Source organism: Litorimonas sp. WD9-15, from assembly GCF_050271975.1.
Taxonomy (GTDB): domain Bacteria; phylum Pseudomonadota; class Alphaproteobacteria; order Caulobacterales; family Maricaulaceae; genus Litorimonas.
Genome location: NZ_CP189850.1, coordinates 2,795,569 through 2,819,863, shown reverse-complemented (window position 1 = coordinate 2,819,863; position 24,295 = coordinate 2,795,569). Strand labels below are relative to the sequence as shown.

General features: G+C 51.6%; 19 protein-coding genes and 1 tRNA gene. 15 read left to right on the top strand and 5 right to left on the bottom strand.

Going from position 1 to position 24,295, the window contains the following annotated elements:
* Nucleotides 1-204: 204 nt before the first annotated feature.
* Together ACP9M6_RS13255 and ACP9M6_RS13250 are read right to left on the bottom strand one after the other, a co-directional pair.
* The gene (locus ACP9M6_RS13255; RefSeq protein ID WP_427451855.1) at nucleotides 205-1,425 is read right to left on the bottom strand and encodes a cytochrome P450; all 1,221 of its coding nucleotides are present in this window, start codon (nucleotides 1,423-1,425) and stop codon (nucleotides 205-207) included.
* A 361-nt stretch (nucleotides 1,426-1,786) separates the two neighbouring features.
* Nucleotides 1,787-2,134 carry a hypothetical protein gene (locus tag ACP9M6_RS13250; protein ID WP_427451853.1) on the bottom strand — a complete coding sequence of 116 codons (348 nt, stop codon included), beginning with the start codon at nucleotides 2,132-2,134 and terminating at the stop codon, nucleotides 1,787-1,789.
* Between ACP9M6_RS13250 and ACP9M6_RS13245 the strand changes: the two genes are divergently transcribed.
* The 3 genes from ACP9M6_RS13245 to pyrC are packed head-to-tail and all read left to right on the top strand — an operon-like array spanning nucleotide 2,133 to nucleotide 4,714.
* Nucleotides 2,133-2,420, top strand: coding sequence for a hypothetical protein (locus ACP9M6_RS13245; protein WP_427451851.1), 288 nt, complete (start codon nucleotides 2,133-2,135; stop codon nucleotides 2,418-2,420). The two genes, ACP9M6_RS13250 and ACP9M6_RS13245, sit on opposite strands and share 2 nt — an antisense overlap.
* A 51-nt stretch (nucleotides 2,421-2,471) precedes the next feature.
* On the top strand, nucleotides 2,472-3,446 hold the full coding sequence (locus ACP9M6_RS13240; protein WP_427451850.1) for an aspartate carbamoyltransferase catalytic subunit: 975 nt from the start codon (nucleotides 2,472-2,474) through the stop codon (nucleotides 3,444-3,446).
* Nucleotides 3,443-4,714: a dihydroorotase gene (gene pyrC / locus ACP9M6_RS13235; RefSeq protein ID WP_427451848.1), complete on the top strand. Its 1,272-nt coding sequence runs from the start codon at nucleotides 3,443-3,445 to the stop codon at nucleotides 4,712-4,714. Before ACP9M6_RS13240 ends, pyrC begins: the two co-directional genes overlap by 4 nt.
* On the opposite strand, the gene ACP9M6_RS13230 is transcribed toward pyrC, so the two are convergent.
* Nucleotides 4,699-5,034, bottom strand: coding sequence for an Mpo1-like protein (locus tag ACP9M6_RS13230; protein WP_427451846.1), 336 nt, complete (start codon nucleotides 5,032-5,034; stop codon nucleotides 4,699-4,701). The two genes, pyrC and ACP9M6_RS13230, sit on opposite strands and share 16 nt — an antisense overlap.
* Nucleotides 5,035-5,301: 267 nt before the next feature.
* Here ACP9M6_RS13230 and ACP9M6_RS13225 point away from each other — a divergent pair.
* Nucleotides 5,302-5,377, top strand: a tRNA-Asn gene (locus ACP9M6_RS13225).
* Nucleotides 5,378-5,677: 300 nt separating this feature from the next.
* Here ACP9M6_RS13225 and manD read toward each other — a convergent pair.
* Nucleotides 5,678-6,898, bottom strand: coding sequence for a D-mannonate dehydratase ManD (gene manD, locus ACP9M6_RS13220; RefSeq protein WP_427451844.1), 1,221 nt, complete (start codon nucleotides 6,896-6,898; stop codon nucleotides 5,678-5,680).
* An 86-nt stretch (nucleotides 6,899-6,984) separates the two neighbouring features.
* Here manD and ACP9M6_RS13215 point away from each other — a divergent pair, with 86 nt between their 5' ends.
* The 7 genes from ACP9M6_RS13215 to ACP9M6_RS13185 all read left to right on the top strand — a co-directional run bounded on the left by ACP9M6_RS13215 (nucleotide 6,985) and on the right by ACP9M6_RS13185 (nucleotide 17,605).
* Nucleotides 6,985-8,133, top strand: coding sequence for a Gfo/Idh/MocA family protein (locus ACP9M6_RS13215; RefSeq protein WP_427451842.1), 1,149 nt, complete (start codon nucleotides 6,985-6,987; stop codon nucleotides 8,131-8,133).
* 3 nt (nucleotides 8,134-8,136) lie between these two features.
* Nucleotides 8,137-9,900 (top strand): sodium:solute symporter family transporter, encoded by a 1,764-nt coding sequence (locus ACP9M6_RS13210; RefSeq protein ID WP_427451840.1) that lies wholly within the window; start codon nucleotides 8,137-8,139, stop codon nucleotides 9,898-9,900.
* Nucleotides 9,901-10,084: 184 nt separating this feature from the next.
* Nucleotides 10,085-11,284 carry a mannonate dehydratase gene (gene uxuA / locus ACP9M6_RS13205; RefSeq protein ID WP_427451838.1) on the top strand — a complete coding sequence of 400 codons (1,200 nt, stop codon included), beginning with the start codon at nucleotides 10,085-10,087 and terminating at the stop codon, nucleotides 11,282-11,284.
* A gap of 24 nt (nucleotides 11,285-11,308) precedes the next feature.
* Nucleotides 11,309-12,571: an Nramp family divalent metal transporter gene (locus tag ACP9M6_RS13200; protein WP_427451836.1), complete on the top strand. Its 1,263-nt coding sequence runs from the start codon at nucleotides 11,309-11,311 to the stop codon at nucleotides 12,569-12,571.
* A gap of 3 nt (nucleotides 12,572-12,574) precedes the next feature.
* A complete protein-coding gene (locus ACP9M6_RS13195; RefSeq protein WP_427451834.1) occupies nucleotides 12,575-13,756 on the top strand; it encodes an AGE family epimerase/isomerase in 1,182 nt (393 codons plus the stop codon).
* A 9-nt stretch (nucleotides 13,757-13,765) separates the two neighbouring features.
* Nucleotides 13,766-15,199, top strand: a complete 1,434-nt coding sequence (locus tag ACP9M6_RS13190) for a mannitol dehydrogenase family protein (protein ID WP_427451832.1) — start codon at nucleotides 13,766-13,768, stop codon at nucleotides 15,197-15,199.
* 234 nt (nucleotides 15,200-15,433) lie between these two features.
* On the top strand, nucleotides 15,434-17,605 hold the full coding sequence (locus ACP9M6_RS13185; protein WP_427451830.1) for a PQQ-dependent dehydrogenase, methanol/ethanol family: 2,172 nt from the start codon (nucleotides 15,434-15,436) through the stop codon (nucleotides 17,603-17,605).
* Between the two features lie 25 nt (nucleotides 17,606-17,630).
* On the opposite strand, the gene ACP9M6_RS13180 is transcribed toward ACP9M6_RS13185, so the two are convergent.
* On the bottom strand, nucleotides 17,631-18,578 hold the full coding sequence (locus ACP9M6_RS13180) for a hypothetical protein (RefSeq protein ID WP_427451828.1): 948 nt from the start codon (nucleotides 18,576-18,578) through the stop codon (nucleotides 17,631-17,633).
* Between the two features lie 145 nt (nucleotides 18,579-18,723).
* Between ACP9M6_RS13180 and ACP9M6_RS13175 the strand changes: the two genes are divergently transcribed.
* The 4 genes from ACP9M6_RS13175 (at nucleotide 18,724) to ACP9M6_RS13160 (ending at nucleotide 24,286) form a co-directional block, all read left to right on the top strand.
* Nucleotides 18,724-19,611 (top strand): acyl-CoA thioesterase, encoded by an 888-nt coding sequence (locus tag ACP9M6_RS13175; RefSeq protein WP_427451826.1) that lies wholly within the window; start codon nucleotides 18,724-18,726, stop codon nucleotides 19,609-19,611.
* Nucleotides 19,604-20,158: a hypothetical protein gene (locus ACP9M6_RS13170; protein ID WP_427451824.1), complete on the top strand. Its 555-nt coding sequence runs from the start codon at nucleotides 19,604-19,606 to the stop codon at nucleotides 20,156-20,158. Before ACP9M6_RS13175 ends, ACP9M6_RS13170 begins: the two co-directional genes overlap by 8 nt.
* Nucleotides 20,159-20,325: 167 nt before the next feature.
* Entirely contained in the window at nucleotides 20,326-23,361 is a 3,036-nt protein-coding gene (ileS, locus tag ACP9M6_RS13165; protein ID WP_427451822.1) for an isoleucine--tRNA ligase, read from the top strand.
* A gap of 247 nt (nucleotides 23,362-23,608) precedes the next feature.
* On the top strand, nucleotides 23,609-24,286 hold the full coding sequence (locus ACP9M6_RS13160; protein ID WP_427451820.1) for a head GIN domain-containing protein: 678 nt from the start codon (nucleotides 23,609-23,611) through the stop codon (nucleotides 24,284-24,286).
* Nucleotides 24,287-24,295: the final 9 nt, after the last annotated feature.

The following is a 24,295-nucleotide window of genomic DNA, read 5'->3' as shown; positions in this document are numbered from 1 at the left end:
GCCGACCCCCACCTGGGTCGGATTCGTCGAAACTAGATACGATAACCGCGTCTTTCGAGACGCGGTTTTTTAATACTCATGTCATCCCGGCCTTTAGCCGGGATCTTAGGCTTAGCCTTTGGTGCGGAGTCCAAGTGCTATTCTGACTCCACATTTAACTCAGTCTATAAAGGTCCGGCTCAAGGCCGGGGGGACATTTATTGTTCAGTCGAGCGTGATTTGTAAACGCTCCAACCCCCGTACCGACAACCCCCGCTTAAATCTGACGTCACCCGCCAACACTACCTTCTCAAACCGCACCAATAACTCTCCAAACAACACCTGCAAATTCAATCGCGCCAATTGATTGCCGAGGCACAGATGTGCACCACGTCCAAAGGCTAAATGCCGATTGGGTTGGCGGTGAATGTCGAAGGTTTCGGCATCTTCAATCACAGTCTCATCACGGTTCGCCGAAGCATAGAGCAGTCCAAATGTCGTCCCCGCCGGATATTTATTCCCCCTAATTTCCACATCCACCGTCGTATGGCGGTGAAAAAAAGGCAGGGGCGGTTCGTATCGAAACATCTCTTCTATCGCACTTGGCAATAAGTCAGGATCACGCCGCAAATCCGCAAGTGCCTCTGGGTTTTTCAAGAGCGTGTGCAACCCCGTCCCGATCACATCAATTGTCGACCCATGCCCCGCCATTAGGATCAACATGCAGGTCGCAATGAGTTCGTCGCCCTTGAATGCCCCCGCCATCTCCTGCGCGATCATTTTTGAGAGCAAGTCGTCTTTCGGCGCCAACTGACGTGCCTTCTTCAATGCGACGAGATAGTCGTGAAATTCCCGAACGGCGGTCTCGGCCTTCGCTTTCTTCTCCGGCGTTTTGTCCACGTCATAATAGGAGACGACATCTTCCGACCATTCCCGCAAGCGCGGGGCGTCTTCCTCCGGTACGCCCAAGAACCGCCCGATGACGAGTCCGGGCAGGGGTGCGGCAATAGTTTCGATAAAATCAAATGGCACGCCGCGTGGAATGTTGGACAAAAGACGGTCCACATAGGTTCGAATATCGGCCTCCATCCGCCCAACGCCGGGTCTTGTAAACGCCCCCATTACGGTGCTTCGTAACCGCCCATGGTCCGGCCCGTCCGTATCCAGCAGGTTTGTCTGCACAAAACGCTCGTGAAAGGGCATATCCGCGAAGCCCGAGGCCTGTTTTTCAGCAGCAATTTCAGCAGGGGATCGAAAGCCCACAAGGGACCTCACCATCGCGGGGTCCGTCGCAATCTGCGAGACATCCGCATGACGCGAGAGCATAACCATGTTCAGGTCGGGCCAATGATAGGGCGCATCTAAAGCCCGCATCTTGGCATAGGTCGCATAGGGGTCGGCGGCGAAATCTGCGGAGAGCGGGTTGAATTGAAACGGACGGGTCATGCGTCCTTATTCAGGATGGGCGGTGAAGGTTCAAATTTGAATCTGGGTCAATCCAACAGAATGGGGATGTTTATCCGCGTTAAAATTCACTTACTTAGACGCGAACTTTCCCAATCCCTCACCTCCATTTCCGTCCACCCAAGCGAAAGCTGGGGTCCAGAGCGGTGATTGCTTTCAGTGCGTTATGGACAAACGGTTCATTGACGCTCTGGACCCCAAATCAAGTTTGGGGTGGACGGGGTGTGGGGGAGGTTGCGTACCCAATCCCCGGTTAAGCACAATCGTATCCCCGTTTATCCGCCCCGCGATATGTTTCATCTGTTCCGATGAGATGGACAGGCAATCGATCGTGGTTTGTTGCTCATAGGACGGCGGGACTGAGCAATTGACTATCGAGGTCGATCTGTGCCGGGTCTTTCATGGCGAGCGTTGACCGCCGGGCCTTGAACGGGGCTTGCAGGATTAAAGCCCTGCAGAGCTGTTGAAGGCGCGACTGCGGGACCCGGTGCATTTCGCGAACGCGAATTGCACGGACCGTTATGTCTACAACCGTCGCCGCGTGGCCTAGCCTCTGCAAAATAAAATAAAACTCTCGGTACTCCGGCAGGGGTGCCGGCCACGCGGGCGGTCCATCCTCCCCAAACTGAACACTCCGGCAGACCCCGCGACGGGCTGCGAGCGTTCCCTCCTGCGTGAAAGGCAACCCCATGAAACATTCCAAATCCAGACGATCCAAACACTCTCGCTGCAAGTGCGGGGCATATCTCCCGCTCTCGCCTGCCGATGAACTCGCACAGGTCAAACTTGAGATCGAGAAAGCAAGGCTCGCGAAGTTACGCGAAGATCTGCCAGATCCCGACGCACCAAAATATACGGCCTATGAAGATTTGCCACCGCCTTCACCGGAAGATGAAGCGAGGTTCTATGAGGAATTTAAACGGCTCTACAATAATATTGTCGATAGGCGCGAAGACCTATTCGAACGCTCCAATTGACGCCCCCATCTCCACCCGTTACTGCGTCGCGAGTTGAAGGACCTTTTGCCGATGACGCATGATATGACCGATTTCGACGCTTATCCGTTTACGCGCGAACATTGCCTGTCCATTTCCGATTTTCACCGTGTTGATATTGAACGCCTGCTGGACCTCGGCGCGCATTATCTGGATCTGGATGTACAGAAATCCCGCACGCGCGATGTGTTGCGTGGCAAGACGCTGATCAATCTATTTTTTGAAAATTCGACACGTACGGAAAAGTCGTTCGAGGTCGCGGGCAAACGGCTCGGCGCGGATGTGATTTCGATGCAGGTGGCGTCGAGTTCCGTGAAGAAGGGCGAGACGCTGCTAGACACGGCGGCGACATTGAATGCTATGAATCCAGACCTCCTCGTCGTGCGGCATGGCTCATCCGGGGCTCCGGCTCTGCTGGCGCAGAAAGTGTCCTGTTCCGTGATTAATGCGGGGGACGGGATGCATGAACATCCGACGCAGGCGCTGCTGGATGCGCTAACGCTTCGCGAAGCTTTTGACGGTGATATTGGCGGGCTGCAAATCGCGATTTGTGGCGATATTCTGCATAGCCGCGTGGCGCGGTCCAATGTGCAATTGCTGAATCTGTTGGGCGCGAATGTGCGTCTTGTCGGGCCGCCGACCCTTATCCCGACGGACGCAGATCGTTGGGGGGCGGAGGTCTTTCACGATATGAAATCCGGCTTGAAAGGCTGCGATGTCGTGATGATGCTGCGCCTGCAATTGGAACGGATGCAGGGGGCCTTTGTGCCGTCCAAACGCGAATATTTTCACTTCCACGGGTTGGACCGTGCCAAGCTCGCTTTCGCCAAACCGGGCGCATTGGTCATGCATCCGGGGCCGATGAATCGCGGGGTGGAGATCAGTTCCGATGTCGCCGATGATCCCGATATTTCGCTGATTACAAATCAGGTCGGGGCGGGTGTCGCGATGCGAATGGCGATCCTGCATGCGCTGTCAGATGCGCAAGACCGGAGGGCTGCGACATGAGCACGCTAACGCTCACGGATATTCGTATTCTCGATCCTGAAACGGGGATGGATGCGCTTGGTCACTTGCGGATTGAAAATGGCGTCATCGCCGAATTCGGTCCCGATTGCGGAATCTATGGCACGGTTATTGAGGGGCAGGGGCTCTGCGTTGCGCCCGGCCTGATTGATATGCGTGTGACGACGGGTGAGCCCGGTCGGGAAAACCGCGAAACACTGGCCACGGCCGCGCAGGCTGCCATTGCGGGCGGAGTCACGTCCATGGTTGTCATGCCCGGCACGGACCCTGTCTTGGATGATATGGCGCTGGTCGATTATGTGCAGCGGCGCGGCGAAGGCCTGCCGGTCAATGTGATGGTGGCGGGCGCGCTGACCAAGGATATGGACGGGTCGACCATGACAGAAATCGGCCTGATGCAACAAGCGGGTGCGGTCCTGTTTGCCAGCGGGAAAATGCCCATCACGGATGCGCAGACTATGAGGCGTTTGCTCGCCTATGCCTCCAGTTTCAACGCGCTGATTTCCAATCACTGTATCACACCGGATATGTCCAAAGGCACCGTCGCGCATGAGAGTGATTTTTCCGCGCGGCTCGGTCTGTCCAGCGCGCCCGCCGTCTCTGAACGCATCATGGCGGAACGGGACGTGGCGCTGGCGGAATTGACGGGCGGGCGGGTCCTGTTGGACCTGATTTCGTCTGCGGATGTCTTGCCTGTGTTACGTCGGGCAAAAGCGAAAGAGTTGGAAGTGGCCGCAAGTGTGTCGATCAATCATCTCGCGTTGAATGAAATTGATATCGGCGATTACCGGACCTTTGCGAAACTGGAGCCGCCCCTGCGCGAAGAACGCGATCGTCAGGCGTTGCTCGCCGCTGTGAATGACGGGACGATTGATGTGATTGTGTCTGATCATGACCCGCGTCCCGCGGGGGAAAAGCGTCTGCCCTATGCGGAGGCGTCACCCGGCGCGGTCGGGTTGGAATTGCTACTGGCGGCGGGTTTGAGCCAGGTCGCGGATGGCGGGCTGGACCTGCTGCCGTTCCTGCGGGCGCTGACCTGTGGGCCGGCGGACTTGCTGGGCATTGAGGCCGGGCGGATTGCGGAAGGCGCGGTGGCCGATCTTGTCGTGTTTGATCCAGATGAGCCTTGGGTTTGCGACGCGTCAAAGCTGCGCAGCCGCTCAAAGAACACGCCATTTGACGGACGACGCCTGACGGGGCGCGTGCGGCATACGATTAAGGGAGGCGAGGTCGTCTATTCGGCGGACTGAAGCCCGGCCTTCTCCAACTCACGCCCCATTGTGCCGGTCAAAAAATGGAACAGCATTTTGAAATCCGAGCCGAGGGACCAAAGCGGGTAAGTGAAGGTCGCGGGTTTGTTCTTCTCGATCAGGCCGTGACTGACCCAGGCGAAGAAATAGCCGCAGATGAGGACGAGGGGAATCAAAAGCCAATTCTGCGTGATGAGCAGAAAGATGAGGAGCGAAATCGCCAGCCCCGTCCCGACATAATGCCAGCCGCGCGTCGCAGGCTGCGCATGTTCCCGCAGGTAATAGGGCCAGAACTCGGCATAGGTTGTGATCGTTTTCATAAAGTAAGTCTGCCCGAAGCCGCCAAAAATGTCCAATCTATGAAGATTGTCGAAAGAAATAGGTAAGGTTAACCGGATGTTTACCCTATTCCTTCACATATTCACTGTCTCTTCTAGGGACACCACCATTCACCTAATACCTTCCGGGCGCCCGTTTGAAAAAACAGCGTCCTTTTTTTTGTGCTGAATTCCGCACATTTTGTGAAAACTGGGCTTGCCGAAACGGATTTTCGCTTGTATCAGGCGCGCCTACCTCGAATGGTCTATTCCGCAATAGCTCAGTTGGTAGAGCAGCTGACTGTTAATCAGCTTGTCGCAGGTTCGAGTCCTGCTTGCGGAGCCATTCTCTTGTCTACCTAATAAAGTATTTGAACAGACGCAGACAGTGCGCCTCCATATTTCTGTAGCGTTAGGTTTCGTTCAACATATTGGATTTTCTCGATTGAATCAGTATCTCCACGTTAAGCGCAGACGAAACTGCTGTTACGCCTGCCTTGTCTTTGACGCTTTGATATTTGGCCTTTTATGATACAGAGCTCTCGCGCCTTATCGACTTGGCCTTTGACACGGTAACCTTAACCTGTCTGCTGCCCTTGACCGGATAGATTTAGAGCCTGAAGACCTTCTGCCGTCATTCCAGTCTTTAATAATTCCACATCGTCCCATCCTCTAGGCGCACGATGGGGTGATAGCGGCGGTCAAAAGAATAGCGCTTTGCCTCAGTCTCATCAAAATCTACGCCGAGACCCGGGGCGTCGCTGACATAAAATAATCCGTTATCGAGATAATGGTCTGAAGGAAATAGAGCGTCACATTCCTCTGTCCCTAGAACTAAATACTCTTGGATGCCAAAGTTAGGAGCCCAGGCATTTAAGTGAGCCTGCGCGGCCATTGAAATCGGGGAATGGCTCGGCGCGCCGTGGAAACCCGTTCGGATACTATGCAGGCCCGCCAATTCCACAATTCGCCTGACATGGGTGATGCCGCCTGCATAGGTTACCGATACGCGTATGAAGTCGAGCAATTCTTCCTCAATCATGGTTTTGCAATCCCATATCGAGTTAAAGACCTCCCCAATTGCAATCGGCACTGTTGTATGCTGACGGATAAGTCTGAGCGCGTGTTGGTCATCTGCAGGTGTTGGGTCTTCCATCCAGAACAAGTTATATTTCTCAATCTCCTTCCCAAAGGCAGCCGCTTCGCGCGGACGCAGACGGTGATGAACGTCGTGGAGGAGTTTCAGGTCGGGTCCAAATATCTCTCGAACTTTTTCAAAAACGTTTGGCATATATCTGAGATATTTTTCTGAATCCCAGATTTCTTGATCAGGCAGCGCTCCGTATTCGGTAATAAAATGCTTTGTATCACCGCCTTTCCCTGTTGCGTATCCGCCCTCCGGCATATCTGGAATGCCGCATTGCAAGCGAACGGCTTTATAGCCCTGCTCGACATAATGGGCGACAGAGTCGATAAGTTCATCCAGCGTATTCCCAACAGCATGGGCGTAAACGAGCGCGCCGTCGCGACTCTTACCGCCAAAGAGCTGATAAAGCGGCAGTCCCGCAATTTTCCCTTTTATATCCCACAGCGCCATATCAATCGCACCATAAGCGGCCATCGCGATTGGACCACGACGGAAATATGCACCGCGATAAAAATATTGCCAAATGTCTTCGCTATTGCGCGGATCCATGCCGATGAGACAAGGGATGAGATATTCTTTTAAGTATTCCGCCGGGAGCGTTTCGCGCGTGTTGAGTGTGCCGTCGCCGATACCGTATATCCCTGCATCCGTCATGATTTTTAGAGTGACGTAATTTTTGCCAGGACCACCTATAAAAACTTCTGCGTTTGTAATTTTCATCTTTCATCTCCAGCAGAATTTATATTGGTATTAACAAGGCTTAGATATTGGTATAAGCTTTTGGTTAAGTACGATTGAGGGGGAAAATGAGCAAGACAATAAAAGTGTTAGTTCACGGAACTGGCTTTGCGGGGCAAGGTCATACAGAGGCCTTTCGGTATGCAGGGACTGAAGTCGTCGGTATTGTAGGGCGAACACGAAGTGTTGTTGCGCAAGTCGCCAAAGATATGAACATCCCTTATGCCGGTACGGATTGGTCACAAGCGCTTATTGACTGCCAGCCTGATATCGTTTCAATCGCGACACCTGGTGGCGCACATTTTGAACCTATAAAACAGGCCATAGCTAAAGGCTGTCATGTCTTCTGCGATAAACCTTTAACGGCAGATGGCGAGACGGCAAAGGAACTCTATAAACTTGCGACTGATAGAGGGATTAAAACCGCTTTTGCCGCAAGTTTCAGATATATGCCTCACGTGATCCACGCCAAAAGATTAGTGGCCGAAGGCGCGATAGGTGAACCTTTGGAGGTTGAGTGTATGTCCCACTTTAACCTCGAACGTGATATCCCCTTTGGGTGGTCCCACCGCAGAGAGGATGGCGGAGGGAGACTCAATAATAACTTCACCCATAAAATGTCTATTGTCACGTCAGTTGTGGGAGAAAAAATACTTTCAGTCATGGGCGAAGTCAGAGACGATATGGGTAAAGCCCCCGTCGTGAGAGGCGTGCATAATTTTAAGACAAGACGCGAACATATCCCTGATGACTTGAATGATCCATCACTAGAATGGGGTGTGTCCAATGTTGAATGGTCTTATAATGTCACGGCTAAGATTGAGAGCCCGTTCGCTAAAAAGCCCGTTTCAGTTTTGTTTAAACATGGCGGCCTTCATCCTCGTTTTCACGAGGACTATATCGCGTTTTATGGCAGTACTGGCGCGATATATATTCAAGGTCACTATGGTAGCGGACCGCTTTATCTATACGGGGCAGATAGAACATGGAACGAGGTTGAACTTCCCGCCGACATTGCGGCTGATGTTCCCGATGTGGATGGCGATACAGAACGCAATTGGGGCTACTTAATTCGCGAATTTGTGAAAGATATAAAGGGCCAATCTGTTCTACCTTATCAAACTTTTAAAGACGGCGCGCAGTATCAACAGCTTATCGATATCATTCGCAAAAATAATAATTGGGTAGATGTGAGCCATCTATCTGAGGGTCCATAGACGATGTCGCAATTAGATATTTCGAATATCGAATACTTGGTCATTATCGGATATCTGGTTCTAATTACGTTTGTCGGTATTGTTTTCAAGACCTTCTCTTCTGACACAGACGACTATTTCAAAAGTGGCTCCAAAGGGAGTTGGTGGCTCGTTGGTAGTAGTGCATTTATGAGTGCATTCAGTGCGTGGACGTTTACAGGCGCGGCGGGCGTAGCATATGAGTCTGGCTTTTCCGTGATGATCATCTTTTTAGGGAATGCTTTTGGATTCTTTTTGAATTTTTTATTCCTTGGGCCGTGGCTTCGCCAAATGCGGGTAACAACATTCCCCGAAGCGATTTCCAAACGTTTTGGAGAGCCAACGCGGATGTTCTACGCCCTCTACGAAGTTCCGGTTCGGATATTATACTCCGCCATGGCGCTCTATGGGTTAGGTATATTTTGCTCTGCCGTATTTGGATATAATATTTTCTACGTGATAATTTTATGCGGTATTATCGTGTTGTTCTATTCCGCCACGGGCGGACGCTGGGCCGTGATGGCCACAGACTTCCTGCAAGGTCTTATTCTCGTACCGCTTACGATTATCATTGCCTGGCTATGCATTAGCAAACTGGGTGGTATTGGAAGCTTGTTTGAACAGATCGAGGTGCAAGGGCTATCAGAAGAATTTAACATGATAAATTCGGGCATGCTATTTGGCGGCGCTTACACATGGGGTTGGGCCAGCGCCATGGTCACCAAGGGTTTTTTAGTTTTCAATTCCATGTATGCGGGGCCAAGATATTTTTCGGTCAAAGACGGGCGTGAAGCGCGCAAGGCGGCTTTATTAGCGTCAGCCCTTTTTCTGATCGGCGGCTTGATTTGGTTCCTTCCGCCGATCACAGCGCGGCTGTTATACGCTGAAGATGTCATGGCGCTGGATATCGCAAAGCCCGCAGAGGCGGCCTATGCCATCGCTAGCATTAAACTATTGCCTGTCGGTTTAATCGGATTGATTGTCGTCGCCATCTTGACGGCCACGATGAGCACGATGGATACAGGCTTGAATACCAATGTCGCAATATTAATAAAAGATATTTACCCCAAGCTTAAAAGTAAATTTAAGTGGAAGGAAAAGTCTGAGCCTGAGCTCTTAAAATATGGGCGGCTATATACATTTTTTATGGGTGTTTTTATCCTTTTACTCGCGCTTTATATGGCGCAGGCGAAAGGCAGAGGCATATTTGAAATTATGCTGGATGTCGGTGCACTTTTGATGAGCCCGATTCAAATACCTCTCATGTGGGGGCTGTTTATTCGGCGAACGCCGTCATGGGCGGCTCTTTTATCCATTGGTTGTGCATTCACGGTTTCTTTAATGGCCTTCTTGAATGTGCCCCTCAATGTCTTTGGGTTTGCGCCTGATGCGTCATGGACATTTCAAATGAAGTTTTTCGGTGTTTTGACGGCGGGCTCTTTGGGCTTTTTGATTTCCATTCCTTTTGCCCCACAAAAAGGGTCAGCGCACCGCACAATGGTTGATCAATTTATTACTACCATGAAGATGCCTATCAATTTCAAGGTAGAGGTCGGACAAGGTAATGACTCAGCCCAATTGAAAGTGATCGGTTGGTTTGGTGCGGCCATTGCGGTGTTCATTGGGCTCATGCTTATCATTCCCAACCCCTTGAGTGGTAAACTAGCGATAGCGGCGCTCGCGCTCATCATTGGGAGCGTAAGCGCCTTTATGATAAGAGCTGGTTCAAGCTCAGAGTTCAAAACATGAGGCTTGGTCACGTCAATTACGACAAAACCGGAAACGCCTTGCAAAGTCATAGACCCAAGATTACGAAAAATAGCCTCCAATTATCCTAACCAATTTTTACTATTGGTATAGACAATTAAGCGTCTAATCGCTTTGTATTTTAGATATGGCAGGCTTTTTGATTGCTGAAGGAAAAAGGATAGTTATGCGAGAATCCTGGAGATGGTTTGGACCGAGCGACCCTGTCACGATTAATGACATCCGGCAGACTGGTGTTACGGATATTGTGAGCGCCTTACACACGATACCCGCAGGCCAGATATGGCCAATTGAGGCCATTCGTCAGCATAAGGCCTTGATAGAGGACTGCGAAGACGGACTGGCCCCCCTGAAATGGACAGTTGTTGAAAGCATTCCTGTACATGAAGATATTAAACTCGCCCGTCCGGGTCATGAGAAATTTATCGAAGCTTGGGCCGTCTCCATGGAAAATCTTGCAACATGCGGCATTAAGACAATCTGCTATAATTTCATGCCGGTCATTGATTGGACACGCACGGATTTGAAATACAAGCTCCCGAGCGGGGCTTATGCCTTACGCTTTGATCAAAAGAAATTCGCCGCCTTTGATTTGTATATTCTCAAACGTGACGGTGCTGAAGCTGATTATAACGCAGATGAAATCGCTGAGGCAAAAGAGATGTTTGACGGCATGGATGAAGCCGAGCGCGCCCAACTTACAGACAATATCATCGCTGGCTTGCCCGGCAAAATGACGGAGAGTTATGGCCTCGAGGATTTCCGCGCCATGCTCGCCAATTATAACGATGTCGATGCCGCGATCTTGCGTGCGAACCTGTTCGCATTTTTAGAGCAGGTTTTGCCGCGCGCGGAGGCCGCTGGCGTAAATCTCGCCATTCATCCGGATGATCCGCCACGAGATATGTTGGGCCTCCCGCGTATTATTTGCACGGCGGATGATTTGGATATTTTATTCGCGGCGCAGCCAAGTCCGTCCAACGGAATTACACTTTGCGTCGGGACTTATAGCAGCCGTCCCGATAATGATTTGCCCGTAATGGCAAAGCAATTCGGACCTCGCATTCATTTCTCTCACTTGCGCGGCGTGAGCCGCGATACTGATGAGCAGCGCTCCTTTTATGAGGCCAGTCATCTGGATAGCGATATTGATATGATTGCGGTTATCCAAGAACTTTTAAATGAGGAATCCCGCCGCAAGCGCGAAGCGCCTGACCAAGAGGGTATTTTTATTCGCCCTGATCATGGCCTCCAAATGATGGATGATATCGATAAGGCGGGTAATCCCGGCTATTCTGGCATTGGTCGACTTAAAGGCGTGGCAGAAATTCGCGGCGTTATCCGGGCGTTATCTGCACAAAACTAGACCGGTAAAACAGGCTATGGGGAAATGATGGATACAACATTTAGACAAAAATTTGCCAAAGGTTTAGCGCTGTTCTTGCCCGGCATATTCTTGCTCGGCTTTAACATCGGTACAGGCAGTATCACCACCATGGCAAAGGCCGGGGCGGATTACGGTATGACATTGCTTTGGACGATTGTGGCGTCCTGTCTCTGCACATTTTTCATGATCAACATTTACAGCCGCTACACTTTGGTAACGGGCGAGACCGCGCTGCAAGCTTTTAAAAAGCACATTCATCCAGCGATCGGGATTTATTTCATTATCGCACTCACTCTTGGCGTCGCGGGTAGCGTCATGGGTGTGATGGGGATTGTCGCAGAGATTAGTTCTGAATGGTCAAAGACCGTTATCGAGGGCGGCATTGCACCAATTTGGTTTGCCGCGTTTTTCTCTGCGCTGGTTTTTTTTATTTTCTGGAATGGTAAAACGCAATTTTTCGAACGCAGCCTTGCTGTTATCGTCGCCGTCATGGCCGCTTGTTTTCTGCTCAATTTCTTTCTGATGATGCCGCCCCCGGGTGATATCATTAAAGGCCTTCTCCCAAGTGTACCTGACGTTGCGCCCGGTGCCACCAAAGGCCCTTGGCTCGTAATCGCAGGCATGGTGGGTACAACGGTTTTCTCTGGCCTTTTCATCATTCGCACAACCCTCGTCAAAGAAGCGGGCTGGTCCCTCAAAGATGCGCGAACTCAGCGTAATGACGCCATCGTGGCTGTCGTCATGATGTTTGTGATTAGCGCCGCCGTCATGGCCGCAGCGGCAGGTACACTCCACGTCGAAGGGCTGGGCTTGTCCAAAGCTTCGCAGATGATTACACTGCTCGAGCCCTTAGCCGGGCCATTCGCCACCGCCATTTTCGCCGTCGGTATTGTCGCGGCAGGCGTGTCATCTCAATTCCCGAACGTGCTGATGCTGCCTTGGCTAATTTGTGATTACACAGAAACAGAGCGCGAGATGACGCTTCCAAAATATCGGATTATGGTGTTTCTAATTTCTTTGCTGGGCTTAGTTGTCCCGCTTTTCAACGCGCGGCCCGTCGCGATTATGGTGATGTCCCAAGCCTTTGGCGCAGTGATATTACCGATAACGGTGGGCTGTATTTTCTATCTCGCTAACCGCAAGGATTTGATGGGCGAACATAAGAACTCAATCTTTTCCAACATCATACTCGCCGCCATTTTGCTCTTCGCACTTTTCATGTCATTTTTGGCCGTCAAAGGCTTAGTGCTTGAGTTGACAGGCTAAGCCGTGAGCTATCCGAATTTCGAAAGCCCCGCCTTTCTCGAAAGTCACATCCGCGACACGCTCGCCTTTTATGCCCCCCGCATCTATGCACCGGAGGGTGGGTTTTACGGCTGCTTTCTGGATGATGGCACCTGCTATGATCCGCAGAGCCGCCACCTCGTCGCCTCTGCTCGATATGTCCTGAACTATGCAACAGCTTACAGGCTTTACGGTAAGCCGAAGCATTTGAAGTGGGCTGAATGGGGTTTGGATTATCTACAAATCGCCCATCGGCAGGACAATGGCCATTATGCGTGGCTGATTGAAGACCGCATTATCACGGATAAACGCGTTATGGCTTATGGTCATGCCTTTGTGCTTTTAGCTGCCGCAAGTTGCGTGAAAGCAGGCATTGAGCGTGCCACCCAGATTATGGCCGATCTCTACGATTTTGTGGAAACCTATTTCTGGGACGAAACGGCTGGGGCGTATTTTGATGAACGTGACAATACGCTCAGAACACTTTCCCCTTACCGTGGGCAGAATGCAAACATGCATATGTGCGAGGCTCTACTCGTCGCCCATCAAGCCAGCGGGGATGCCAAATATTTAGACCGTGCAGAACAGCTTGCCGAGAAATTCGCCTTTGATCTCGCAGCACAATCTGGCGGGCAAATCTGGGAACACTATGATGCGAACTGGAATGTCGATATGAATTTCAATATCGACAAGCCCAATGACCGTTACAAGCCTTGGGGGTTTCAGCCCGGTCACCAAACCGAATGGGCGAAACTTCTTCTCATTTTAAATGAAGCGCGTCCCAAAAGGAAATGGGTGGAGCGCGCCAAATCGCTTTATGATAAAGCCATGGAAACAGGCTGGGATAAAGAGCATGGCGGCTTTGCGTATGGAGTCGCGCCGGATGGCCGGTTCTGTGCCAGCGAGAAATATTTTTGGGTGCAGTCAGAGAGCTTTGCCACAGCTTGGCGACTCTATCACATCACAGGCGATGAGACATATCGCATAGATTATAATCGCATTTGGAAGTGGAGTTGGGATCACATGATTGATCACGCGTTCGGCGCATGGTTTCGGGTAAGAGGCCGCGATGGCGCAGCGGTCGATAATAAAAAATCCCCCTTAGGGAAAACGGATTACCACACTATGGGCGCGTGCTGGGATGTGCTCTCAATCTGTAAAAATTAAGAGTCATTTATGACCCGATTATCCGCTTCAAACTTACCAGAAAATATCAGGCATTATCATTATGATCGTGATGCCATCACGACGGGTATCGTCCATTTTGGCATCGGGAATTTTCATCGTGCCCACCAAGCTATTTATGTAGATGACTTACTTAACGACGGCGCGACGCAATGGGGCATTACGGGCGTATCTCTACGTTCCTCATCAATGAAAGACGCGCTCGCACCGCAAGATTATCTCTACACATTAGTTACACTTAGCGACGTAACCGAGTGCCGCATAATGGGCCCGCTTAAAAATATAATCGTCGCGCCTGATCAGCCTCAAGCCGTGATTGATATTATAGCTGCGCCAACAACAAAATTAGTCAGTTCGACGATCACGGAAAAAGGTTACGGCCTCGCATCTGGTCGTGTTGACGTCACACACCCAGCTCTAAAATCTGAGTTCGCCTGTCTTCAGGCCCCAACGACAATCTATGGATTTCTGGCCCGAGCGATCATTCAGCGATTTAAGACGGCAGCTGACTCGAAACTTACCATTATGTGTTGCGATAATATTTCCGCAGGCGGAGACCTGCTGAAAGTTGGCGTGGAACACTTGCTAAGGAAACACAATTCAGATGCGCTCCTGTGGTCACAAGATCATATTGGGTTTATTTCTTCTATGGTGGACCGTGTTAGCCCCGCGACGGACGAGACTTTAAGAAACCTCATTAAGATCAAAACAGGACGACTAGATGCTTCCCCCGTCTCAGCTGAGCCCTTTACGCAATGGATTATCGAAGATAATTTTGCAGGGGAGCGGCCTGCATTTGATAAGGTCGGCGCAGTCTTTGTTGATGACATTGAACCGTTCGAGCAAATGAAGCTCCGCTACTTAAACGCCGGACATACGATAGCTTCGACTTTAGGTTATTTATGCGGCGATACTTATGTACATGAATCATTGCGGCGCCCTGAAATCCTAAATTTTACGCGGCAGGCTTTGTATGAAAATGTGTTGCCTCATGCTGCTGTTCCAGCTGGATATGTTGGCGCTGCCTATATTGAAGACGTCATCAAGCGTTTCCAAAATAGTCATTTACCTTATGCAAATTTACAGGTTGGAACAGACAGCTCGCAAAAAATACAGCAACGGTGGTTCCCGACCATAGATCGTGCCTTGAGGTCAAAAGCAAGTTTACCCTATTTTGAATTTTGCCTCGGCGCTTGGGCGGTATTTATTCAAAGATCTATAATAAACAATGAGTTGAGCGATCCAAAGAAGGCTGCGTTCAAAGAAATAATTAACACTAATGATATTGCACCCTATTTAAAAATAGCAAATGCAGATAAGTTTATCTTCTATAATCAAACAGTTTTCATAAAAGCCGTAAATAGGTATGCTCAAAAAATTCGAGAGAACGGCATTAAGCAAACTATAATTGATTTTGAATGTTAGGCAAAACGCCTGTCATTAACGGTAAAGCAGTTCAGCCATAAATCACCATAAACTCTTATTCGCGTATATTCAGCTGACATGGGGCGCCTCTTGACGAGGCCATCATCCTTTATTTTGATTTTAGCCTGTAAGTTTTAGCCTATAAATTCGCCTCATTTGCATGTGTCGAAATAATCGTTAACGTTCTGTCCTATGACGGTGGAAATTACCGCGATACATTATTGGGGAGAATTTATGTCTAAGCTTTTGAAAGCGGGGCTGCTGGCAGCAAGTTGTGCCGTTCTTGTGGCGTGTTCGAATAGTGAGCCGTCGACCCGGCCTGATACCATTCAGGATAGCTCACGAATTACAGATGCAGCCATTTCCAATGCGACTGACACGCCGGAACGCTGGTTGACCTATGGCGGGGATTACAAGGAACAACGCCATTCTAAACTGTCCGGCATCACCAAAGACAATATCGCCGATCTCGGCGTCGCGTGGACCTTTGATCTGTCCACGGGGCGGGGTGTCGAGAGCACGCCGATTATCCATGACGGCATCATGTACGTCACGGGTGCATGGTCGATTGTGCATGCGCTGGACGCGAAGACGGGCGAGGAGATCTGGACCTATGACCCGGAAGTCTCAGGCGAAGACGCCATCAAGGGCTGTTGCGATGTCGTCAATCGCGGCGTCGCGATCTACGGCGACAAAGTCTATCTGGGCGTCTTCGACGGGCGGCTGGAAGCGTTGGACGCGAAAACCGGCGAGGTCGTCTGGTCCAAAGTTACCGTCGATCAATCCCAACCTTATACCATCACCATGGCCCCACGCATTGTGAAGGGCCGTGTTATCATCGGTAATTCCGGCGGCGAACTGGGTGTGCGCGGATATGTCAGTGCCTATGACGCGGAAGACGGGTCGATGGATTGGCGCTTCTACACGGTGCCAAATCCGAAAAAGCAACCCGATGGTGCAGCGTCTGACGACATTATGGCAGACCTCGTCAATGACACATGGGGCGATACGGGCGGATGGGTCACGGATGGCGGTGGCGGCACCGCGTGGGACTCCATCGTATTTGATGAAAAGAATGACCAAATCCTCGTCGGTGTCGGCAATGGCTCGCCGTGGAATGCCAAAATTCGTGATCCTGAAGGCAAAGGCGACAACCTCTTCCTCTCCTCGATCCTCGCACTAGATGCGGACACAGGTGCCTATAATTGGCATTTCCAGACAACGCCGCGCGATCAGTGGGATTTTACCGCGACACAAACGATTATCCTCGCCGATCTGCCTTTGGGCGAAAACGGCGCGGACCGTCAGGTTGTGATGCAAGCGCCGAAAAACGGGTTCTTCTATGTTCTAGATGCCAAAACGGGCGAGTTTATCTCCGGCAATAATTTCGTGCCTATGAACTGGGCGACGGGCTTGGATGAAAATGGCCGTCCGATTGAGACGGATTTTGCGCGGGTCACAGACGGTGCACCGCAGGCGATTTTCCCGGGACCGCTCGGCGCGCATAACTGGCATCCTATGGCTTACTCACCGCAGGAAAAACTCGCTTATATCCCGGCGCAACTCATCCCGCAGCTTTATCAGGATCAGCAAGTTGAACCTGATCCCGATGCTTATTGGAACCTCGGCTATAATCTCTCCGCGGGTATTCCGCCGGAGTTTCCGGCGGGTACAGTCGATGCGTTCCGCAACGGGAACCAAGGCTGGCTCGTCGCGTGGGATCCGATCAAACAGGAAGCCCGCTGGACGGTGCAACATGACGGCCCGTGGAACGGCGGCATCCTCAGCCTTGATACGGGCATTGTTGTCCAGGGCCAGCGCGAGGGCGATGTCGTCGGCTATGACGCGGCGAATGGAGATAAACTCTGGAGTCAAAATGTGAAGGCTGGCGCATTGTCCGGTCTGTCGACTTATGAGATCGACGGCGAGCAATATATGACCATCACGACGGGTTGGGGCACGGCGTGGGCGCTGTCAGCAGGTTATGGCTATAACTCACCCGTCGCGCCACAAGTGGGGCGTGTCGTGACGTTCAAAGTTGGCGGGCAGGGCGAAATTCCAGACGCCATGGCGTCTGCTGTAGAGCGTAGTCCGAAGGGTGAGACGTTCGGCTCTGCTGAACAAATTATGTCCGGCCTCGGTCATTACTCTGAAAACTGCCTTGTCTGTCACGGCCCCCTCGCGGTCAGTTCCGGCGTCTTACCGGACCTGCGCTGGTCCTACGCCACGGCGGATAAGAACGAGTGGACCGACATTCTTCAAAACGGGGCGTTGAAAGAGAACGGCATGGTGGCGTTCAAAGACCAACTCACCACAGCCGCGATGGAGGACATCCGCGCCTATGTCATGAGCCAAGGCCATCTGGCCGTGGCGAATGGAGAGGCGGGCGAGCCTGCGCTGGATTAGTTTTATTTAACTCTGTTTGGCATTCCTATGGGCCGACATAGAAGTAATGCCCGGTCGACATCCAATTGCTTCCTATGGCCAAACCAAAATAATATAATGTGTTCGACTTAAATGTTTGTGTTCCGCCATTATAATTCGCCGGCAGAAGATTGTTCGCAATTAATCCTGGCGGAACCTGACATGTTGAACAGACCCACCCACCATATTGGTTGATCCGCGTATATCCCCAGCTATTCAGGCCTGTTTGATCAAGTTCCCACAGGATCGGATGATAACCTTGTTCCAAGATCGTTCCATCGGTCTTAAATATGACAAGCTCACCTTTATTATAGACGGGCATCGTGTGGGGTCCCCATGGGCCTTGGATTGTTATTTGCTTTCTCGGGCAACAATCAGAAAATTCGAGATTAACAGTCGGTTGTAACTGGCAATATTGAAAGTTGGCGGATTGAATTTCTGTGTCATCTTGGAAAATATAATCGATGACAGGACCTAAATTGGGATCCGGTGTGTTAACACTTTGAGTGAGTAAAGCTGCGGGCAGTGCCAGATTTATAGTCACATTTGCGGAAATATTATTTGGAGTGGCTTGTGTGTTTCCAATTGCCGATGTGAGCGGTAGGTTCATTCCAGCAATGTCTTTTCTTCCCGCGACGATATTGTCGTTCCAGAACCGTCCACCGCGTTGTCCTGTCCTAATTTGTAGAACCGCACCTTGACTGACATCCATGTCATTGGGAATAACAAGACTATCGCATAAATGTCTATCCGCTTGAAATGTTCCATATGTCGCTAAGGCGAAAGCACTGCAGGCAAGACTAACATTATCGGAGGGTGCTAAAGTCGTTTGTGGGGGCGAGAAGACAGCCGGGGCAGGGGTCGTTTGACCATTGGATGTCGGTGTCGTGCAATTGAGCTGCGCAAAGGCGGTCGGTGGTGTGAAAAGTAGAAAAAGGAAAAGTATTTTTTTCATAGCGCCCTCGAGTTTTGCCCGTAACCATACTCCAGACTGCCTCGTTAAAGTAAAGCCCCATAAAGACGCCCCAGACGATAATTTTGGTACATATGTTTTCGTTATTTTACGTTGAGAGCTTATTTCAAGATCGCTAAGCACCCCTATGTTTAAACGCGATGAATTCCTGACCAAAATGCATGTTGAGGAGCTTGATACGCTCCTCTTTCGAGGTGAGGCCTTGCAAATGGGCTTGCCGCGTGTCTTTGGCGGGCAGGTTCTGGGGCAGGCACTAAATGCCGCCGTGCGGACGGTTGAGCCCGACCGCAAGCCGCATTCCCTGCATGGCTATTTCCTGCGTCCCGGTGACCTCTCCCGACCTATTCTCTACGAAGTTGATCCCATCCGGAATGGCCGCAGCTTTTCCACGCGGCGCGTCGTCGGCAAGCAGAAGGGTGAGGCGATTTTTAACGGCTCGATCAGTTTTCAAGTCGTCGAAGAAGGCCATGAGCACCAATTCGAATTTCCTGAAAATGTCCCGCATTATAGCGAGTTGCCGAATGATTATGACCGCGCGGGTGAGGTCGGCGCCTTGATGGGCATTCCTGAAGAGCAGTTCCGCAGTTACTATCTCATCTTTGGCACAGATATTTTGGAGATGCGGACGCCGGGCCTTGAGACAGTTGTTCTACCGGGCCAGTATGAGCCGAAGTTCGGGTTCTGGTTCAAATTTAACGATGCGATTGGCGATGACCCGATTACGCACCGAACCTTGCTGGCCTTTATCTCTGACAAAGCGTTGATGAGTACGGGTATTCGTCCGCAACCCGTCAATTTCCGAACGCATAAAATCATCGGGGCGAGCCTCGATCACGCCATGTGGTTTCATGACGAAATCCGCGTCGATCAGTGGATTTACTACCACCTCGACAGCCCGCGCTCTGCCCGCTCTCGCGGGTTTAACCGCGGCAGTTTTTACACCGAAGATGGCCGTCTGATCTGCTCCACGGCGCAGGAAGGGCTTATTCGCGTTGTGGGTGAACGAGATGACTGAACAAGTTGAACGCACGGCAATTGAGGATTGGACCGCAATTGAGTCGCTGTTCACTCTTCGCCAGTCCTTCGCCCCGTTGAAATTTGCGACGATGGGCATGAGCAGTCGCCTCGCCAAGGGACGCTTGGGCAAATTGCTGGCACATAAATCCGCAGGGCGTTTAGCGGCGCATGTCGACCAAATGGAGGATGACCGCGTGAAAGCCATGCGGACATTTGCGGCGATCAATCTGGAACAAGCGGCCGCCGCGTTCAAAATCACACTCGTCGCAAATGTGACTGCGCCATTGCTCGTCGTAACCTTCTTCAATCAGATCACACCGGGCGGCGTTGGCGATCAGCTTTATGACATTTTCGGCGGAGAGGGGAACGGGATTTACGGGCTCTTTGCCGGAATCGCGTTTGGTATCGCGCTCTTATTCGGTCTCGGTTTCTATGCCCTCGCCAATCTGAACCAAGCGCGGGATATCCGGAACCTGATCGACCTCTTCGCGGCGGAGCGGGGGATTTATTTTGGGTTGGAGGATATTGACGATATGAGTGCGTAAACCTCTTCCATTGAGAGGTAAGTCATTATGGACCTGTTCAACTTCTCCTGCTAACGCGCTCACATGCATATGAAGGCCATTATAATACGAATTACTGGCCCGGTCGGTTAGCCGCCCGGGAAACGTTCCGCCTCGCCTTCAAAATTTCTTCTCTATAAGAGACACCCATGACAGATTCTACGACAACAGCCCGCGATTACCGCGAGACGCTGTTCCTGCCCAAAACAGATTTTCCGATGCGTGCAGGCCTGCCAAAGGCCGAGCCGAAATGGCTGGAACGCTGGAACCGGATTGACCTCTACCGCAAGCAGCGCGAGGCAGAAAACGCGCTCGGACAATGGACGCTCCATGACGGCCCGCCTTATGCAAATGGTCATATCCATATGGGCACGGCGTTGAATAAAATTCACAAAGACATCGTCAATCGTAGCCACCAAATGCTCGGCCATGACGCGAATTACGTGCCGGGCTGGGACTGTCACGGCCTGCCGATTGAGTGGAAAGTCGAAGAAGAATTCCGCGGGAAGGGGCGAAGCAAAGACGATGTCCCGCCGAGCGAGTTCCGCGCCCGTTGCCGCGACTATGCGGCGGGTTGGGTCGATATCCAACGCGAAGAATTCAAACGGCTCGGCGTCATCGGCGATTGGGACGATCCCTACCTGACGATGAAACCGCAGTCTGAGGCCGATATCTGCGCGGAATTGTTGAAGATCGCGCGCACGGGACAGCTCTATCGCGGCAGTAAGCCGATCATGTGGAGCCCCGTGGAACAGACCGCGCTGGCCGAGGCCGAGGTGGAATATGCGGACCGGAAAGCGACCGCGATTTATGTGAAGTTTCCTGTTCGGGATTTGAATGTTCCCGAGCTACTTATTCGAGAAGAAAAAGAAATATCTGATGAATTTGAGAGCTTATTTGGGCACGAATTTGAAAAAGAGAAAGGCGATGAAGAAAATTTTGTCGACAACATCAAGTCTGTTTTTTCTAATGCATTTGTTGTTATTTGGACAACCACTCCCTGGACAATTCCTGCAAATAGAGCTGTAAGTTTCCGTGCGGGAGTTAGTTATTCGCTCTACGAAGTCATAGAAATGGAAAGTTCCGATTTCGAGCCATGGTCGAAGCCGGGCGATAAATTGATTGTTGCTGATGCTCTGTGGGAGACTGTTTCAAAAGCTGGACTTATTAAAACTGGAAAAAGGCATGCTCCGGTTCCGGCGACAATGCTAGATGGAACAACTCTAAGTCACCCCCTCAAAAACATGGCCTACGCCAACGGCAAATACGATTTCCCCGTCCCCCTTCTGGAAGGCGATCACGTCACCGCTGATGCGGGTACGGGTTTCGTCCATACCGCACCGTCCCATGGCGAGGACGATTATATTGTCTGGATGTCCAATCAGAAAAAACTCGAAGCCCTCGGCATTGACCCCGTCGTCCCGATGACACTCGACGATGCGGGCTGTTACACCGATGTCATGCCGGAGCGGTTCCAAGGGCTGGATGTTATCCGCACCAGTGGCAAGAAACGCGGGCAGGACGGCAAAGCTAATCCGGAAGTTCTGAAAGCGCTGGTCGAGTGTGGCAACTTGCTCGCCCGTGGTGTGCTGACCCTGCGCGACGCGCATAGCTGGCGGTCCAAAGCGCCCGTCATTCGTCGCGCCACGCCGCAATGGTTTATCTCCATGTCCAAGGAGGGATTGCGGGATAAGGCGCTGAAGGCGATTGATGACACGACATTCTGGCCGGAACGCGGGCGCAATCGTCTGCGCACGATGGTTGCGGACCGTCCGGATTGGCTGATCTCCCGCCAGCGCAATTGGGGCGTGCCGATCACGCTGCTCGTGCATGAGGACGGGACGTTACATACCGAACGCGATGATGTTGACGCGATTGATGCCCGCATCCTTGCCGCCGTCACCGAAAAAGGTGTTGATGGCTGGTTCGATACGCCCGCCGAAGACTTCCTCGGGGAGGACGCAACAGGCTGGACGAAAGTCACGGACATCCTCGATGTCTGGTTTGATTCCGGCTGTACACATGCGTTCTGCCTCAAACGTCGCGATGACCTGCCGGACCGTGCGGACCTCTATCTTGAAGGGTCAGACCAACATCGCGGTTGGTTCCAATCCAGCTTGTTAGAAAGCTGCGCCGTTTACGGCGAAGCCCCCTATAAGGGTGTCATGACCGATGGGTTTGTGGTCGATAATAAAGGCCTGAAAATGTCCAAGTCGCTCGGCAATACGATGAGCCCCGAAGATATCTCCAAACAATTTGGCGCGGAAATCATGCGCATCTGGGTGTCCAGTTCTGACACCTATAATGACCTGCGCATCGGTAAGGAAATCATCCAGACCAATGCGGATGCCTACCGGAAACTTCGAAATACACTGCGTTACATGATCGGGGCATTGGACGGCTATTCCGATGATGAGGCCGTGGATTATGCCGACATGCCTGCGTTAGAGAAATGGGTGCTACACCGCCTGCACGAGATCACGGCGGAGCATGAAGGCTGGGTCCGTGACCATAATCACCGCCGCATTTTCAGCACTTTATTTAATTTCTGTACGGTCGATCTCTCGGCGTTCTATTTCGATATCCGCAAGGATGCGCTCTATTGTGATCCATTGAATTCGACCCGTCGTCGCGCCTGTCGCACGGTGATGAATGAGATTTTCCTGCGTCTGACAACCTGGCTCGCGCCCGTCATGTGCTTTACAATGGAAGAAGTCTGGCAAGCGCGCTTCCCGAGCGAGGACGGGTCCGTGCATTTGGAAACCTTCCATACGTGTCCAGACACATGGGCCAATGCTGATGTCGCAGAGGCCGTCGAAGGTGTCCGTGCCTTCCGGATGGAAGCCTATGAAGCGATGGAAGCCATGCGGAAAGAGGGCAGTCTCAAATCCTCGCTGGAAGCCAGTGTGCGCGCACCGAAATCGCGTCTCGCGAAAGAGCGCGAGGTTCTCGGCCTGACGGATGAGAGTTCTTATGCAGATCCGTCTAATCCGTCAGATGTTCTCGCGGATTATCTCATCGTGTCGAAATGTCTGTTGAACATCGACAGTGACGACATGTTGGTCACGGATCTGAAATGCGCGGACGATTGGAAGAAATGCGAACGCAGCTGGAAATATTTCCAAGGCGAAGGGGAGATTACGCCAAGGGATGCGGCTGCGGTCGCGGCGTTTGATCAGGGGTAGTGCGGTAAATTCGCGATAGCTCTCAAAATGTCATCTCACATACAACGCAGTGGAGATGCGGGGCCTATCGGCTGCTCTCTCAAAGCTGCATTCTATAGGCGTCAGGCCCCGCATCAAGTGCGGGGTGACATGAGCGTATGTTTCATGGAGACTATTTCCCCGATATAATAATTATCGTTTTTCGATAATAATCTCTTGACGACACTTGTCGTTATAGTCTATCTCTTCCTCATTAAAGGAGAGTATTATGAAATTTACAAAGAAATTGATGACAGCCGGTGCCACGGCCTGTCTTCTTATTGCCCCCCTCGCAAACGCCCATGAAACGGATGAGGATAAGGGCCCGAAGGTCGAAAAATCCTATGACTTTACCGATTTTACCGGGATTGTTGTCACCGGCGTTTATGATGTCGAGATCAAAGTCGGACCCGCCTATTCCATTGAATTAGAGGGCAAAGAAAAGCGGATGAAATATGTCGAGGTCGAAAAATCCGGCGATACGCTGTTCCTCGGCATGGATGAGGACGGGCAGGGCAAGCGCTGGAACGGCCATAATAACGGTATTCGCGCCGTGATTACGCTGCCGGATCTGGATGAAGTCTCGCTGACGGGTGTCGGCGCGATTGAGGCCAGCGGCATTAAAGCAGGAAAATTCGTCAGTGAGTTGGAAGGCGTCGGGAGTATAGAGCTTTCCGGGTCGTGCGAAACGCTGGAGGCGTCGGTTGCGGGTATTGGCTCACTCGATGCGTCTGATCTCGAATGCGAAAATGTTGAGGTCGATGTCGAGGGTATGGGGTCTGCCGAAGTCTATGCGTCCAAATCTGTCGATGCCGATATTGACGGCATGGGCAGTATTGATGTCGATGGCAGCCCGGAGGATGTGAAGAAATCCAAGAGCATGATGTCCTCCATCGATATTCGCTAAAGTCTTAAG